Origin of the sequence: Erysipelatoclostridium sp. AM42-17 (assembly GCF_003480255.1) — a bacterium.
Classification (GTDB): domain Bacteria; phylum Bacillota_I; class Bacilli_A; order Erysipelotrichales; family Coprobacillaceae; genus Faecalibacillus.
The window spans coordinates 50,776-66,988 of the sequence record NZ_QUIN01000006.1 but is presented as its reverse complement, the minus strand read 5'-3'; the positions used below and the strand labels follow the sequence as shown (position 1 = coordinate 66,988).

Sequence of the window (16,213 nt, the reverse complement as noted above, 5' to 3'; positions counted from 1 at the left end):
CCTCCTTAGTGGTTATAACGGATTATCCTTCCACATGATGCTTACGCATCGAATCCTTCAACTTTAACACCCATGTTTTTAGCTGTTCCAGCAACGATTTTCATTGCAGCATCTAAATCATTTGCATTTAAGTCAGGCATTTTGTATTCAGCGATTTCTTTTAATTGATCAGCTGATAATGTACCTACAGTAGTAGTTCCTGCATTACTAGAACCTTTTTTGATTCCTAAAGCTTTCTTGATTTTTTCTGAAGCTGGTGCAGTTTTTAATTCAAAACTAAAATCTTTATCTTCATAAACAGTTAATACAACTGGTACTGTTTCACCCATACGATCTTTAGTTTGATCATTGAATGCAGTACAGAATTTAGGCATTTGAATTCCTGCTCCTGCTAACGCTGGTCCAGGTTTAGCTTGTCCAGCTTGGAATTGAATTTTCATTACTCTAACGACTTTTTTACTCACGTGACATTCCTCCTTATAAAATTTTGTCCGTGCTGTGGTCAAACAGACAGCGTCAAGTCCTTCCACGCTCAGTAACATAAACACAGTAATATACTGCGTCGCTAAAACATTATACAATATTATTCGATAAATGCAACATTTTTTTATAATTTTTTTATTCTTCTTTCCTCTTTATTCATTCATCGCTATAATATAAAAAAACGAGAGGTGAATTTATGAAAAAAATAGCTATCTTATCATCTAGCCGTGTTAGTGCCGGCATGAATACGATTATCTATCATCTATTAAAATCATGTTATAACAATCATATTGAATCATATGGTATTTTAGATGGATTTAATGGTTTAATGACAAATCAGATTATAAAACTAGAATATCAAAATTATTTAAGTATTATGAATCAAGGTGGTACTATTCTTCATACCGGTGATCCCCGTGATTTCATTAATCAAGAATATCTTGAACAAGTCATCAATCACTATTATCAAAATCAATTTGACTGTCTATTTGTCATCGGCGGTCATGGTAGTTATAACATCGCTAGAAAACTAATTAATAAAGGTATTCATTGTATTGTTATTCCTTGCACTTTAGACAATGACTATTCAGTAGGGTACAGTAGTGCCCTTGATACCCTTGTCAATATGCTAGACAAACTCTATGACACATCAAGTTCCCATCAAAAATGTACCATCATTAAAATTGAGGGATGTTCAAATAATAAACTGATTAAAGATGTTTGCTCTAGCATGGATGCTCTTTATGTGGATAACCATTCTTTATCACACCCTCAAAAATTACTCAACAAATTACAAGTTTGTTATGATACATCAAATAATGCAATGATTTTATTATCATCAAATTTTAATCAAGGTGAACAATTAAAAAACTTTATTGAAAGTAAAACTCAGTTTGAAGTAAGATACAATGATATAACATTTCTCTATCGAGGAGGTATGCCCAATGCTTACGATCGTATTCTTGCACGAAATTATGCTTATAAAGCCATAGAACTCTATAATCAGCAACAGACTAATCAATATCTTAAGTTAAAAAACAATAAGGTTATCGCTGTTAATATCATATAAAAAAAGTCCCAGAAGTAATTAAACTTTTGGGACTTTATATATTTTATTCTTTATTTATTATCCTAAATTTTGAACCATTGCTAAATATGATTCTGGTTGTAATGAAGCTCCACCAACTAATGCTCCATCAATATCAGGTTGTTCTAATAAAGCTTTTAATCCTTCAGGTTTAACTGATCCACCATATTGGATTCTTACTTTATCAGCAACCTCTTGTCCATATAATTCAGCAACAACTGTTCTAATATATCCACAAACATCTTGAGCAATTTCATTAGTAGCAGTTTTACCTGTTCCAATTGCCCATACTGGTTCATAAGCAATAACAGTTCTTGAAGCACAATTTGGACATACATCTTTGAATGCACCAACAACTTGAGTTTTAACAACATCTTTAGTTGTTCCAGCTTCATATTGTTCTAATGTTTCACCAACACAAACGATAGGTGTCATATCATTTTTTAATACTTGTAACATTTTAGCGTTAACTGTTTCATCAGTTTCACCAAAATATTGTCTTCTTTCAGAGTGACCTAAGATAACCCATTCAACTCCGATTTCTTTTAACATTTCTACAGATACTTCACCAGTGAAAGCTCCGCTATCTTTGAAATGGCAGTTTTCAGCAGCAACAATTAAGTTTTTAGCTCCTGCTTTTGCAGTTTGTAATGATAAGTATGGAGTAGCAATACCCCAATCAGCAGATGCTGAAACTTTTGCATCAACTGCTTCAACAAACGCTTTAGTATCAGCGATTGTTTTATTCATTTTCCAGTTTCCTACGATAATTGGTTTTCTCATGACTTCTTTATCTCCCTTATTATTTGTCATCAATAGCAGCAATACCTGGAAGAGTTTTACCTTCCATATATTCTAATGAAGCTCCACCACCTGTTGAGATGTGAGAAACTTTATCTGCGAATCCAAGTTGCATAACAGCAGCAGCACTATCTCCACCACCGATAATAGTATTAGCATCTTCTAATTCTGCTAATGCTTCACATACAGCGATTGTTCCTTTTGCGAATGGTTCCATTTCAAATACACCCATTGGTCCATTCCATACAACAGTTTTAGCACCAGCTAAAGCAGCTTTAATATTTTCTACTGATTTAGGTCCGATATCTAATCCCATGTATCCATCAGGTACATCTTCACCGCATACTTTAATATCTCCTTCAGGAGCAAATGCAGTATTGATTACAGAATCTACTGGTAAGATTAATTTATCTCCAGCTTTAGCTAAGATATCTTTAGCTACATCTAAACGATCATCTTCAACTAAAGAGTTACCAATTGTATGCCCTTGAGCTTTTGCGAAAGTATAGCACATACCTCCACCAACGATAACTTTATCAGCAATTTTTAATAAGTTTTCGATTACTAAGATTTTATCAGAAACTTTAGCTCCACCTAAAATAGCAACCATTGGTCTTTCAGGATTGCTTACAGCTTTTCCGATATATGCGATTTCTTTTTCTACTAAGAAACCAGCAGCAGATGGTAAATGTTGAGGTATTCCTGCAGTAGAAGCATGTGCTCTATGAACAGATCCGAATGCATCTTCAACAAATACATCACCTAATGAAGCCCAATATTTTCCAAGTTCAGGATCATTTTTAGTTTCTCCAGCTTCATAACGTGTATTTTGTACTAAAATAACTTGTCCATCAATAGCATTAGCTACAGCATCTTCAAGTTCTTTTCCTCTTGTACAGTTAACGAATTGAACATTTACTCCTAATAATTCTGATAATCTAGGAGCAACTACAGCTAAATCATTTTTAGCTTTGTCTTCTTCAGTTTTAATTTTTCCTAAATGTGAGAATAATACAATTGCTTTAGGTTTTTGTTCTAATAAATATTTTAGAGTTGGTAAAGCAGCAACAATTCTATTGTCGTTTGTAATTTCTCCAGTTTCTTTGTTTCTAGGTACATTGAAGTCAACACGAACTAAGACAGTTTTTCCAGCAACTTCAATATCTTTAATAGTTTTCTTATCCATCTTTAAATCATCCTCCATGGCTGAATTATATCACTGTTACACATTGTTTTCAATTAATTTCATATTATATTATGAGGTGATTTCATGAATTCTAAACCCATTATTCAAGCCCAATTTTTATCTACTCTTTTAACCAAAAAATATCAGTTTATTGATTTAAGAGATCCCTATGAATTTAACAAACTTCATCTTTCTCCTTTTATCAATATTCCTTTTGATTCATTTAACGAGCATATTCCCCAATTATCCAAACAAATACCCATTATTTTACTTTGTTATACTGGTCATCGTTCTTTAAAACTCGCCCAATCACTCAATCAATTAGGCTATCATGCCTATAGCGTTGAAGGTGGTTTCTATACTATTCAATATGAATTAAAGCGACACTCATCTTTCTAAAGAAAAGCCACGTCCACCCACTTCATCAACATGACTGACAACAATAAAAGCATGTTGATCAATATGTTTAATCATTTGTTTTAACATCGGTAACTTATCATAAGGAACTACCGTTAAAATAAGTTTAGACTTTTCACCACTATATCCCTTTTCAGTTTCAATAAATGTTAGTCCTGCATCACCTTGATTTAAAATGACTTGTTTCATTTGTTCATACGCATCTGAAATAACCATTAATTGTGCTAATTGACGTCCATTTGATAATGTCTTATTCATCATAAAAGCCGTTAAAACAACTGTTACAATTCCATACGTCACATGTGTTATATCATGGAAACTCATTTGTAATAACAAGATTGTTAAATCTATAAAATTCATCACGATATGTGTAGGTGCGTTGGTCTTTTTATTCACACATAAAGCAATAATATCAATTCCACCAGTAGAGCCACCTGAACGAATAACAAGACCAATTCCTATACCTATTAAACATCCTGCAAGCACAGCCGCAAGTAAAGGATCATCAAGTACATGTTTAAACATAGGATTATTTTGAAAAAAACCTAACATAACAGGGAAAACAATAGATGATAATAAAGACTTCATAACAAATTCCTTATCCATTACAACCCAACCTAAAACAAATAAAATGACATTAACCACACCTACTGTTATTGAAACTGGCAAATACATATAATGATTCATCACGACACCTATTCCTGATACCCCACCAGCAATAATATGGTTATCCAACAACAAAACTGCTACTGCAAAAGCAATCATGACATTTCCAAAAATAATCATCATCAATTTCATTAATCTTTCTCTCATACTCTCACCTCGCTTATGACTTTAACACTTTATCTTTCGTAAAATTGTAACCTATGTTACAATTTAAGCAAGGAAGTGAAAAAAATGAAACTTGATGAAAAACTATTTACATATTTCAAAAAAGCCGGTACCCAAGTAACATATCATCCTAAAGAACTCATTTATCTTCAAGAAGATCAATCTCATGAACTTTTTTTAATTTTAAAAGGAAGAGTCCGCGTTTATACTCTAACAAGCCAAGGTGATGACATCACAATTGATGTTTTAGATAAAGGAAGAATTTTTGGTGACTCATCTTTTATCCAATGTTCTTCTAGACCCACTACTGTAGAGGCTATTAATGAAGTTCAATTAATAAAATGCAAACTTAACCAATTTTATCCTTACTTGCATGAATCTCAAGAACTGACAATATCTTTGTTGCAAATCATGACTGATACCTGCAATTACCTAACAAACGCAATCAAAAGAGCATACAGTTATAATCGCTATGAAAAAGTTGCTGCATTCCTGCTTGAACTTACACAAAAGGATAACATTGAAAAGGGAATTCTTAATTCTACCATACCTTACACTCACGAAGATATCGCTAATAGTGTTGGTCTAGCAAGAGTAACTGTTTCTAAAATACTTAAGGAATTTGATCAAAAGGGTTATATAAAAAATTCATATCGTAAAATAAAAGTAGTGAATAAAAAAGCATTAGTGAACCTCATAGAGGATCGCTAATGCTTTTTAATCTAATGGTTTATTATAGAAACGACCAACATAGTTTTCTGTTTTCGTCACATTGACAATAACTTGAGGGTCTATTTTTTGTAGTAATTCAATCACATCCCCTACTTCGTAACTTGATACAATCGCTGTAAGCAAACTAACAGGTTCCCTTGAATAACCACCAAAGCCATCTAAAGCAGTAATTCCATGATGGAAATTCATGATATAAGCATCCAGTATGGGATCTTTATGTTGGGTATAAATATGTAACATAACTTGTTTGTAGCGGTTATGAAAGTTAGAAATAGTACGTGTTGATAAAAACTGAAACAAAATGGAGTATCCTGCTTTATCAAAACCAAACAAATAACCAAATATAGCAAGTAAACATGCATTAAACACAAAGACCTGCATCCAAATTTCTTTACCGCTTTTATTGGAAACATATAAAGCAATATAATCGGTACCACCACTTGAAGCATCGCCTTTTAACGCAACTGTGATACTGATGCCCCAAATAAAACCACCAAAAATAACATTCAATATTTCTTCATCAAATAACGGAAATGCTGGAACGATTTGCAAAAAGAATGAAGTTAAAAAAACTTGCATCATAGAAAAAAAGACAAATCGCTTAGATATCTTATTAGCACAAAATAATGCCACTGGAATATTTAAGCATAATAAACCTACTGAAGTTGGTATAGATACATGTACTAATTCACCTATCATATCTATAAGAATCGCAATTCCCATAAATCCACCCGATAATAAATGTGCCGGTCTAACAAATGTCTTGGTTGCCATAGCCATCATAAGTGCAGAAACAATCACACATCCTGCTGATTTTAAATTTCTTTTCGTTAGTAATTTCATAATTTTCTCCCTAAAAACATACTATATTGTACTCACTTCAAAACAATTTACAACCCTAAAAATAAAAAAGAGAATATCATTTTAAATGATACCCTCTTTTAGTATTATTTATTTTTTAAATCTGTTTCATCAAAAGCTGATGAGATTGCAGAACCAGGTGCAACCATAGGGAATACTTTGTCATCTTTTCCAATTACAACTTCAATTAAAACCGGTCCTTCATATTCCATTGCCTCTTTGATTGCAGGTGCAACTTGTTCCTTAGTTGTCACTTTAATAGCTTTACAACCTAATCCTTCAGCAACTTTACAGAAATCAACTTTATCTTCTAAAATAGTATTACTGTATCTTTCACCATAGAATAAAGTTTGCCATTGTCTTACCATTCCAAGAACATGATTATTGATAACAACTTGAATAATTGGAACATTATAACGACTTGCTGTAGCTAATTCATTCATATTCATTCTAAAGCATCCATCACCAGCAATATTGAAAACATATTTATGAGGTTGACCATATTTAGCACCAATTGCAGCACCTAAACCAAATCCCATTGTTCCAGCACCACCCGAAGTAATAAGTTGACGTGGATGACGGTAGTGATAATATTGCGCTGCCCACATTTGATGTTGACCAACATCAGTACAAATAATAGCATCACTATTTGTTAGATAATCGATTTGTTCAATAACATAAGGTCCAGTCAATTCAGTTTGATCATAACTTAATGGATATCTTTCTTTTAAATCACGAATTTCTTTTAACCATTGAGGATGACTTTGACGTTCAATCATATGATTTAATTCTTTAAGAATCATTTTAGCATCACCAACAACACCTAAATCAACAATAATATTCTTATTAATTTCTGCAGTATCAATATCAATATGAATAATTTTAGCATCTTTAGCAAATGTTGCTGTATTACCAGTAACACGATCCGAAAAACGTGCTCCAATAACAATTAATAAGTCACATTGACTGACTCCAAAGTTACTTGCTTTCGTTCCATGCATTCCAAGCATTCCTGTATAACGTGGTCTCGTATTATCAAAAGCACCTTTTCCCATTAAAGAATCTGTAACCGGTGCATCAATCTTTTCAGCAAACTCTTTAAGTTCATTGCTTGCACCAGAAGCAATTACACCACCACCAACAAAGATAAATGGTTTCTTACTTTCTTTAATCATTTCTACAACTTTTTCTAATTCTTTTGAAGAATAAGTATAAGTTCTAGGTTCAATGACTTCAGGAACTTGAGATTCAAATTCCATTTTTTCAGCAGTCACATTCTTTGTAATATCTACTAAAACAGGTCCTGGTCTACCTTCTTTAGCAATTTGGAATGCTTTTCTAATTGTAGGTACTAAATCTTTAATATCCTTAACAATAAAATTATGTTTAGTAATTGGCATTGTCACACCAGTGATATCAATTTCTTGGAAACTATCTCTACCTAAAATAGAAACTGCAACGTTAGCTGTAATTGCCACTAATGGAATAGAATCCATATAAGCTGTTGCAATTCCAGTAACTAAATTTGTTGCTCCAGGTCCAGATGTGGCCATACAAACTCCTACTCGACCTGTTGCACGTGCATAACCATCAGCAGCATGAGCCGCACCTTGTTCATGCGAAGTTAAAATATGATTAATTTTATCTTTATATTGATATAAAGCATCATAGACGTTTAGAATTGTTCCTCCTGGATAACCAAACACCGTATCAACACCTTGTTCGATTAAGCATTCACAAATTATTTCCGAACCTGTTAACATCATATTCTCTTCCCCCTTTTATTATTTTTCTTCAGGTGCTTGTAAAATAGCTCCTTTATCAGCAGATGTAACTAATGCTGCATATCTTACAAGATAACCTTTTTTGATTCTTGGTTCTCTTGGTTGCCATTTTGCTTTTCTAGCAGCCAATTCTTCATCACTTACACGTACATTCATCGAATGTTCTAAGATATTAATATCAATAATATCTCCTTCTTCAACTAAACCGATAGGTCCACCAGCAGCTGCTTCAGGTGAAACATGACCAATTGATGCTCCACGTGTAGCGCCAGAGAATCTACCATCTGTAATTAAAGCAACATCTTTATCTAATCCCATACCGGCAATTTCAGAAGTTGGTGATAACATTTCACGCATACCAGGTCCACCTTTAGGTCCTTCATAACGAATCACAACAACATCACCTTTTACAATCTTACCAGCACGAATAGCTTTAATGGCATCATCTTCACTATCAAAAACACGAGCAGGTCCAGTATGAACCATCATTTCTGGTGCTACTGCTGATTGTTTTACAACAGCACCATTTGGTGCTAAGTTTCCTTTTAATACCGCAATTCCACCATATGGTGCATAAGGATTTTCTACTGGTCTAATAATATCTGGATTTAAGTTAACACATCCTTCAATATTTTCTTTTACAGTTTTACCTGTAACAGTTATTAAATCAGTGTGTAATAAACCTAATTTATTAATTTCATTCATCACTGCATAAACACCACCAGCATCATTTAAATCTTCCATGAAAGTATCACCAGCTGGTGCTAAATGACATAAGTTTGGTGTTTTCTTAGAAATTTCATTAGCGATTTCTAAGTTTAATTCAACTCCTGCTTCATGAGCAATAGCAGGTAAATGTAACATTGAGTTAGTAGAACATCCAAGTGCCATATCAATAGTTAAAGCATTTAAGAATGCTTCTTTTGTCATAATATCACGAGGTTTAATGTCCTTTTTAATACATTCCATAACAGCCATACCAGCATGTTTAGCTAATCTAATTCTTTCACTATATACAGCAGGAATTGTTCCGTTTCCTTTTAATCCCATACCTAATACTTCAGTTAAACAGTTCATAGAGTTGGCTGTATACATTCCTGAACATGATCCACAAGTAGGACATGCTTTTGTTTCAAATTCTTTTAATTTTTCTTCCGTCATTTTACCAGCATTAAATTGCCCTACCGCTTCAAATAATGAAGATAAACAAGTTTTTTTATCATCTAGCTTACGTCCAGCTAACATAGGTCCCCCAGATACAAAAACAGTAGGAATATTTAAACGAGCAGCTGCCATTAATAAACCAGGAACGTTTTTATCACAGTTAGGAATCATAACCATTCCATCAAATTGATGAGCCATTGCTAGTGATTCCGTACTATCGGCAATTAATTCACGTGTTACTAATGAATATTTCATTCCTGTATGATTCATGGCAATACCATCACATACAGCAATAGCAGGTACTTCTACTGGTACCCCACCAGCTAAATAAATTCCTTTTTTAACAGCTTCACAAATTTTATCTAAGTTCATATGACCTGGGACAATTTCATTATATGAATTCACTACCCCAATTAATGGTCTATCTAATTCTTCTTCAGTATATCCTAAAGCATTGAATAGAGAACGATGAGGTGCTCTTTCAACACCACTTTTGACATTATCACTACGCATCTTTGTTCCTCCCTTTATAAATGACTTACAATTAAGTCTCCCATTTCTTTTGTACCAACTAATTTCTTTCCTTCAGACATAATATCAGTTGTACGATATCCTTCTTTTAATACTTTTTCAATTGCATCTTCAATATCTTTCGCTTCTTGATCCAAATCAAAAGAATAACGTAACATCATCGCAGCAGATAAAATAGTCGCAATTGGATTAGCAATATTTTGTCCTGCAATATCAGGAGCACTACCATGACTAGGTTCATACATACCAAATTTATCTTCTCTTAAAGAAGCACTTGATAACATACCGATAGATCCCGTAACCATACTTGCTTCATCAGATAAAATATCACCAAACATATTTTCAGTTAAAATAACATCAAACTGTTTAGGATCTCTTACTAACTGCATCGCACAATTATCAACTAACATATGTTCATATGTTACTTCTGGATAATCTTGAGCTACTTCTTCTATGACTTTACGCCATAAACGAGATGTATCCAAAACATTAGCTTTATCTACACTTGTTACTTTTTTTCTTCTTTTCATTGCAATATCAAAACCACGTTTAGCAATTCTTCTAATTTCAGTTTCACTATAACTCATCGCATCACGTGCTACTAATTGACCATCTTCTTCTTGAGTAGAACGTTTACCAAAATATAAACCTCCAGTAAGTTCTCTCATAATCATCATATCAAATCCACCTTCAGTTAATTCTTCTTTTAGTGGACAAGCCCCTTTTAGTTCATCATATAAATAAGCTGGTCTTAAATTAGCAAATAAGCCTAATTCTTTTCTTATTTTTAATAACCCTGCTTCTGGTCTTAATGAAGGTTCTAATTGATACCAAGGAGAAGTTGATGTATTTCCCCCAATGGCTCCAAGTAAAACACTATCACTATTTTTAGCGATATTTAATGCTTCATCGCTAAGTGGAACCCCATAAGCATCAATAGAACAACCACCCATTAAAATTTCAGTATAATTAAATTGATGATGATATTTATTTCCAATAGCATCTAAGACTTTCATTGCTTCAGTTACAATTTCAGGTCCAATGCCATCTCCTTTAATGACTGCAATATTCTTTTCCATTATTCTACCCCTGTTTTTTTTGAATTTACATAGTTAACCAAACCTTCAACTTCAATCATTTTTTGTAAGAATTCTGGGAAAGGTTGACTTTGATAAGTTTCATTTTTTGTTTTATTAGTAATCACACCAGTTGTAAAATCAACTGTAACTTCATCCCCTGCTTCAATTTTTTGCGCAGCTTCTTTACATTCCATAATTGGAAAACCAATATTAATTGAATTACGATAAAAAATACGAGCAAAGTTTTCAGCAATAACACATTTAACACCTGCTGTTTTTAAACATAAAGGAGCATGTTCACGAGAAGAACCACAACCAAAGTTTTTACCAGCAACAATAATATCCCCTTTTTCTACAGTTTTCGCAAAATCAGGATCAATATCTACCATTGCATGAGTGGCTAGTTCTTGAGCGTCAAACGAATTTAAATAACGTGCAGGAATAATAACGTCTGTATCGACGTTGTCACCATATTTATATATTTTCATTACATTTCACCTACTTTTTCAGGATTTGCGATATATCCAGCGATCGCACTCGCTGCAGCAACTTCTGGAGAAGCTAAATAAATAAGAGCTTCTGTATCTCCCATACGTCCAACAAAGTTACGATTTGTCGTTGAAACACATTTTTCTCCTTTAGCCATAACTCCCATATGACCACCCATACATGGTCCACAACTTGGAGTATTAAAAGCACACCCAGCTTCAACAAAGATTTCTGCTAATCCTTTTTGGATACATTGTAAGAATATTTTTTGAGTTGCTGGCACAACCATAACACGAACATTATCTGCTACTTTTTTACCTTTTAAAATAGCAGCTGCTTTTTCTAAGTCAGATAAACGACCGTTTGTGCATGATCCAATGACAACTTGATCAATATAAATTTTATCCATAGCTTCAATTTCATCAATAGTATGACCATTACCTGGTAAATGAGGAAATGCTACTGTAGGTCTTACTTGACTTAAATCAATTTCAACAACTTCTTCATATTGAGCATCTTCATCTGCTTCAAATACTTCATAAGGTTTTGTTGAATGTTTTTCAATATAAGCTTTAGTTTGTTCATCAACAGGGAAAATACCATTTTTAGCCCCTGCTTCAATCGCCATATTACAAATAGTAAAACGACCATCCATTGTTAAATATTGAATACCTTCACCAACAAATTCCATTGATTTATATAAAGCACCATCAACACCAATCTTATCAATAATATGTAAAATAATATCTTTACCACTTACATACTTTTGTGGTTTACCAGTTAAAACAAATTGAATTGCACTAGGCACTTTAAACCATAATTCACCAGTAGCCATTCCAGTAGCAATATCAGTTGTTCCTACACCTGTAGAAAAAGCACCTAAAGCACCATAAGTACAAGTATGAGAATCAGCACCAATAATACATTCACCCGCTACAACAATTCCTTTTTCTGGTAAAATTGCATGTTCAACACCACATTTACCTTGTTCCATGCGATGAGTTAAACATTGTTTATTAGTAAAATCTAAAATAGCTTTAGAATTTTCAGCTGATTTAATATCTTTATTAGGTGTGAAATGATCTGGTACTAATACTACCTTATCTTTATCAAACACATGGTCAGCCATTTTATCAAAAATTGGAAGTGCCATTGGCCCAGTAATATCATTAGCCATTACAACATCCAATTTAGCTTCAATTAATTGTCCAGCTTCTACATGATCTAATCCTGCATGTTTTGCTAGTATTTTTTGTGTCATTGTCATTGACATTTACATATCCCCCTTTTTAACCTTAGTAGGTTGTAATTAGGGAGTATTGCTACTCCCTAGTTACAACACACTAAGTGTGTTGTTTATATTAGTTGTTGATTAATTGATCTTCATCTGACCAAGAATATAATTTTCTGATTTCTTTACCAACTGTTTCTGATTGATGTTCAGCAGCTAATTTACGCATAGCTTTGAAATGAGCTTGACCACCAGCAGCAGACATATCTAATAAGAAGTCTTTAGCGAATGTACCATCTTGAATATCTTTTAAGATTTGTTTCATAGCTTTCTTAGTATCTTCTGTAATGATCTTAGGTCCAGTAATATAATCACCATATTCAGCAGTATTAGAAATTGAATATCTCATACCTTCGAATCCTGATTGATAAATTAAGTCTACAATTAATTTCATTTCATGAATACATTCAAAGTAAGCATTTCTTGGATCATATCCAGCTTCTACTAATGTTTCAAAACCTGCTTGCATTAATGCACAAACACCACCACATAATACTGCTTGTTCACCAAATAAGTCAGTTTCAGTTTCAGTTCTGAATGTAGTTTCAAGAACACCAGCTCTTGCTCCACCAATTGCAAGGGCATAAGCTAAAGCTAAGTCTTGAGCTTTTCCAGTATAATCTTGTTCAACAGCAATTAAGCAAGGAGTCCCTTTTCCTGCTTGATATTCACTACGTACTGTATGTCCTGGTGCTTTAGGAGCAATCATAGTAACATCTACGTTTTTAGGTGGTACGATTTGTCCAAAGTGAATATTGAAACCATGTGCGAACATTAACATGTTACCTTCTTCAAGGTTTGGTTCAATTGATTCTTTGTATAATTTTGCTTGTAATTCATCATTAATTAAGATCATGATGATATCAGCTTTTTTAGCTGCTTCTGCTGAAGTATAAACTTCAAATCCTTGTTCTTCTGCTTTTTTCCATGATTTTGAACCTTCATATAAACCAATAATGACATGTACACCAGATTCTTTCATGTTTAATGCATGAGCATGTCCTTGAGAACCATACCCAATAACTGCTACAGTTTTACCATCTAATAATGATAAATCACAATCTGCTTCGTAAAAAATTTTAGCCATTTTTTCATCCCCCATATAATTTCTTTGTGACTTTTTGAAGTTCATATGTTTCCATATGGGCCGCTAAGGCGACTTTTAGTTTCCAAGGCTCACTTCCAAACCAATTATTTATCAACATGACTAAGACCACGTTTCATACCGGATAATCCAGTACGTACGATCTCAGTTACATTGAATCCATCTAACATTGCAAGTAATCCTTCAATCTTTGATGCATCTCCAGTTACTTCAATGATTAATGATGTCGGTGCGACATCAATAATACGAGCTCTAAAAATATCAACGATTGATACAATTGAAGCTCTTTGTGCTTCATCAGCTTCTACTTTAATCATGACTAATTCACGATATACGGAATCAGCAGGATCAAGTGGAAAGATTTCAAGCACTTCAACCAGTTTACCTAGTTGTTTTTGAATCTGACTTAGAATTTGTTCGTCACCTACAGCGACAACTGTCATTCTTGATATTCCAGGTTGATTTGTTTTACCAACCGATAAACTGTCAATTCCATAACCTCTACGGCTAAATAAACCAGCAACACGGCTTAATACACCTGGGTTATTTTCTACTAATAAAGATAATACTAAACGATTCATGATAGCCTCCTTTATTATTTCAAACGTGCATGAATACGGTTCATTGCTGAAATAATTGCTTTAATTGTTGCTGTTGTAATATTTGGATGAACACCAACACCGTATTCTTGAATTGCACTTCCTTTAACTCTTAAATAAACATATGCTGCCGCTTTAGAACTAGATCCTGAAGTTAAAGCATGTTCACTATAATCTAATAAATGTGTATAAACATAACCATTTGCATTAAAAGCATCTTTTACAGCATCGATTGGTCCATTACCATAACCCACAACTGTTTTAATTTCACCATGATCTTTTAATGTAATTTCAGCACGTCTTTCAAATTCATCATTTTCATCACTAATATCAATTAATTTTTGTTTAATAAAAGCATAAGGTTCTTCATTATCAACATATTCTTCAATAAAAGTATCATAAACTCTTTCTGGTGATACTTCACCTTCTTCTTCAGAAATATCTTGAATGACTTTAGCAAAATCAACTTGTAATCCTTTTGGTAAATGGTAACCATACATACTTTCCATAACGAAAGCAACGCCACCTTTACCAGATTGAGAATTAATACGAACGATTGGTTCATATTGACGTCCTAAATCACTAGGATCAATTGGTAAATAAGGAACTTCCCAAGTTGTTTGATGTCTTTCTTGCATTGCATGCATTCCTTTATTAATCGCATCTTGATGACTTCCAGAGAAAGCTGTAAAGACTAATTGACCTACATAAGGATGACGAGGTGGCACTTCCATCTTCGTACATTTTTCATAAACAGTTTTAATATGATTCATATTGGATAAATCAAGTTCTGGATCAACCCCTTGAGTAAACATATTTAATGCAATATTAGCGATATCGACATTTCCAGTTCTTTCACCATTACCAAATAATGTTCCTTCAACACGATCAGCTCCAGCCATTATTCCAAGTTCACTTGCTGCCACACCACAACCTCTATCATTGTGTGTATGTAATGATAAAATAACACGATCACGATTTGTAAAATGTGTTGCCATCCATTCAATTTGATCTGCATACACATTAGGTGTTGACATTTCTACTGTTGATGGTAAGTTAATAATCACTTTATTTTCAGGAGTTGCACCCCATTCATCCATCACAGCTTCACATACTTCTAATGCATAATCTAATTCAGTTCCCGTAAAGCTTTCTGGAGAATATTCTAGAATGACTTTTCCATCAAATTCTTTAGATAATTCTTTAACTAAACGAACACCTTCAATAGCGATTTGTTTAATTTCTTCTTTTCCTTTATGGAAAACAACATCTCTTTGTAAAGTTGATGTTGAATTATAAACATGGACGATTGCTTTATCTAATCCTTTTAATGCTTCAAATGTTTTTCTAATTAAATGTTCTCTTGCTTGAGTTAACACTTGAACTGTTACATCATCAGGAATTAAATGTTCATCAATTAAAATTCTTAAAAAATCATATTCTATTTGACTAGAAGAAGGAAAACCAACTTCTATTTCTTTAAATCCCATATCAACTAAGAGTTGAAACATTTCCACTTTTTCTTCAATTTTCATTGGTGTAATAAGTGCTTGATTCCCGTCACGTAAATCAACTGATACCCATGTAGGCGCTTTATCAATTGTTTTGTTAGGCCATGTACGTTCATCAAATTTGATTGGTTCAAATCTCTTATACTTTTGATAATTCATCATTTTCTTTCTTCCTCCTATTTTTATAAAAAAAACTCTCGTGTTCAAAATAGCCTTGCTATTTTGAGGACGAGAGCATCATGACTTCGTGGTTCCACCTCAT

At 33.3% G+C, this 16,213-nt stretch carries 16 protein-coding genes and 1 other annotated feature (1 of these 17 cut by a window edge); of the genes, 3 read left to right on the top strand and 13 right to left on the bottom strand.

The features are described from left to right. Positions 1 to 41: 41 nt before the first annotated feature. Positions 42 to 464, bottom strand: coding sequence for a 50S ribosomal protein L11 (rplK, locus tag DW911_RS03955; protein ID WP_118432749.1), 423 nt, complete (start codon positions 462 to 464; stop codon positions 42 to 44). A gap of 215 nt (positions 465 to 679) precedes the next feature. Here rplK and DW911_RS03950 point away from each other — a divergent pair, with 215 nt between their 5' ends. Then, the gene (locus DW911_RS03950) at positions 680 to 1,552 is read left to right on the top strand and encodes a 6-phosphofructokinase (RefSeq protein WP_118607496.1); all 873 of its coding nucleotides are present in this window, start codon (positions 680 to 682) and stop codon (positions 1,550 to 1,552) included. A 57-nt stretch (positions 1,553 to 1,609) separates the two neighbouring features. On the opposite strand, the gene tpiA is transcribed toward DW911_RS03950, so the two are convergent. Next, the gene (tpiA, locus tag DW911_RS03945) at positions 1,610 to 2,353 is read right to left on the bottom strand and encodes a triose-phosphate isomerase (RefSeq protein ID WP_118432792.1); all 744 of its coding nucleotides are present in this window, start codon (positions 2,351 to 2,353) and stop codon (positions 1,610 to 1,612) included. Positions 2,354 to 2,372: 19 nt separating this feature from the next. Further along, a complete protein-coding gene (locus DW911_RS03940; protein WP_118607495.1) occupies positions 2,373 to 3,557 on the bottom strand; it encodes a phosphoglycerate kinase in 1,185 nt (394 codons plus the stop codon). An 84-nt stretch (positions 3,558 to 3,641) separates the two neighbouring features. Between DW911_RS03940 and DW911_RS03935 the strand changes: the two genes are divergently transcribed. Then, the gene (locus DW911_RS03935) at positions 3,642 to 3,956 is read left to right on the top strand and encodes a rhodanese-like domain-containing protein (RefSeq protein WP_118607494.1); all 315 of its coding nucleotides are present in this window, start codon (positions 3,642 to 3,644) and stop codon (positions 3,954 to 3,956) included. Here DW911_RS03935 and DW911_RS03930 read toward each other — a convergent pair. After that, the gene (locus DW911_RS03930; protein ID WP_118432753.1) at positions 3,945 to 4,787 is read right to left on the bottom strand and encodes a YitT family protein; all 843 of its coding nucleotides are present in this window, start codon (positions 4,785 to 4,787) and stop codon (positions 3,945 to 3,947) included. The genes DW911_RS03935 and DW911_RS03930 overlap by 12 nt on opposite strands. An 84-nt stretch (positions 4,788 to 4,871) precedes the next feature. On the opposite strand from DW911_RS03930, the gene DW911_RS03925 reads away from it, so the two are divergent. Continuing rightward, positions 4,872 to 5,516, top strand: a complete 645-nt coding sequence (locus DW911_RS03925) for a Crp/Fnr family transcriptional regulator (protein ID WP_118432754.1) — start codon at positions 4,872 to 4,874, stop codon at positions 5,514 to 5,516. A 6-nt stretch (positions 5,517 to 5,522) separates the two neighbouring features. Here the strand turns inward: DW911_RS03925 and DW911_RS03920 are convergent, their stop codons facing one another. The 9 genes from DW911_RS03920 to leuA all read right to left on the bottom strand — a co-directional run bounded on the left by DW911_RS03920 (position 5,523) and on the right by leuA (position 16,113). Further along, the gene (locus DW911_RS03920) at positions 5,523 to 6,380 is read right to left on the bottom strand and encodes a YitT family protein (protein ID WP_118432755.1); all 858 of its coding nucleotides are present in this window, start codon (positions 6,378 to 6,380) and stop codon (positions 5,523 to 5,525) included. A 104-nt stretch (positions 6,381 to 6,484) separates the two neighbouring features. Then, on the bottom strand, positions 6,485 to 8,164 hold the full coding sequence (ilvB, locus tag DW911_RS03915) for a biosynthetic-type acetolactate synthase large subunit (RefSeq protein ID WP_118432756.1): 1,680 nt from the start codon (positions 8,162 to 8,164) through the stop codon (positions 6,485 to 6,487). A gap of 18 nt (positions 8,165 to 8,182) precedes the next feature. Then, positions 8,183 to 9,859 (bottom strand): dihydroxy-acid dehydratase, encoded by a 1,677-nt coding sequence (ilvD, locus tag DW911_RS03910; RefSeq protein WP_118432757.1) that lies wholly within the window; start codon positions 9,857 to 9,859, stop codon positions 8,183 to 8,185. A gap of 14 nt (positions 9,860 to 9,873) precedes the next feature. Further along, positions 9,874 to 10,956, bottom strand: a complete 1,083-nt coding sequence (gene leuB, locus DW911_RS03905) for a 3-isopropylmalate dehydrogenase (RefSeq protein ID WP_118432758.1) — start codon at positions 10,954 to 10,956, stop codon at positions 9,874 to 9,876. Continuing rightward, on the bottom strand, positions 10,956 to 11,444 hold the full coding sequence (gene leuD / locus DW911_RS03900; protein WP_118432759.1) for a 3-isopropylmalate dehydratase small subunit: 489 nt from the start codon (positions 11,442 to 11,444) through the stop codon (positions 10,956 to 10,958). Before leuD ends, leuB begins: the two co-directional genes overlap by 1 nt. Further along, positions 11,444 to 12,718 (bottom strand): 3-isopropylmalate dehydratase large subunit, encoded by a 1,275-nt coding sequence (gene leuC, locus DW911_RS03895; RefSeq protein WP_118607493.1) that lies wholly within the window; start codon positions 12,716 to 12,718, stop codon positions 11,444 to 11,446. The genes leuD and leuC overlap by 1 nt, the downstream gene beginning before the upstream one ends. Before the next feature lie 88 nt (positions 12,719 to 12,806). After that, a complete protein-coding gene (gene ilvC, locus DW911_RS03890; RefSeq protein WP_118432761.1) occupies positions 12,807 to 13,823 on the bottom strand; it encodes a ketol-acid reductoisomerase in 1,017 nt (338 codons plus the stop codon). A gap of 104 nt (positions 13,824 to 13,927) precedes the next feature. Continuing rightward, positions 13,928 to 14,422 carry an acetolactate synthase small subunit gene (gene ilvN, locus DW911_RS03885; protein WP_118432762.1) on the bottom strand — a complete coding sequence of 165 codons (495 nt, stop codon included), beginning with the start codon at positions 14,420 to 14,422 and terminating at the stop codon, positions 13,928 to 13,930. A 14-nt stretch (positions 14,423 to 14,436) separates the two neighbouring features. Continuing rightward, complete coding sequence (leuA, locus tag DW911_RS03880) at positions 14,437 to 16,113, bottom strand: 2-isopropylmalate synthase (RefSeq protein WP_118432763.1); 1,677 nt, start codon at positions 16,111 to 16,113, stop codon at positions 14,437 to 14,439. 59 nt (positions 16,114 to 16,172) lie between these two features. Continuing rightward, positions 16,173 to 16,213, bottom strand: a binding site (T-box leader) (it continues 212 nt past the right edge of the window).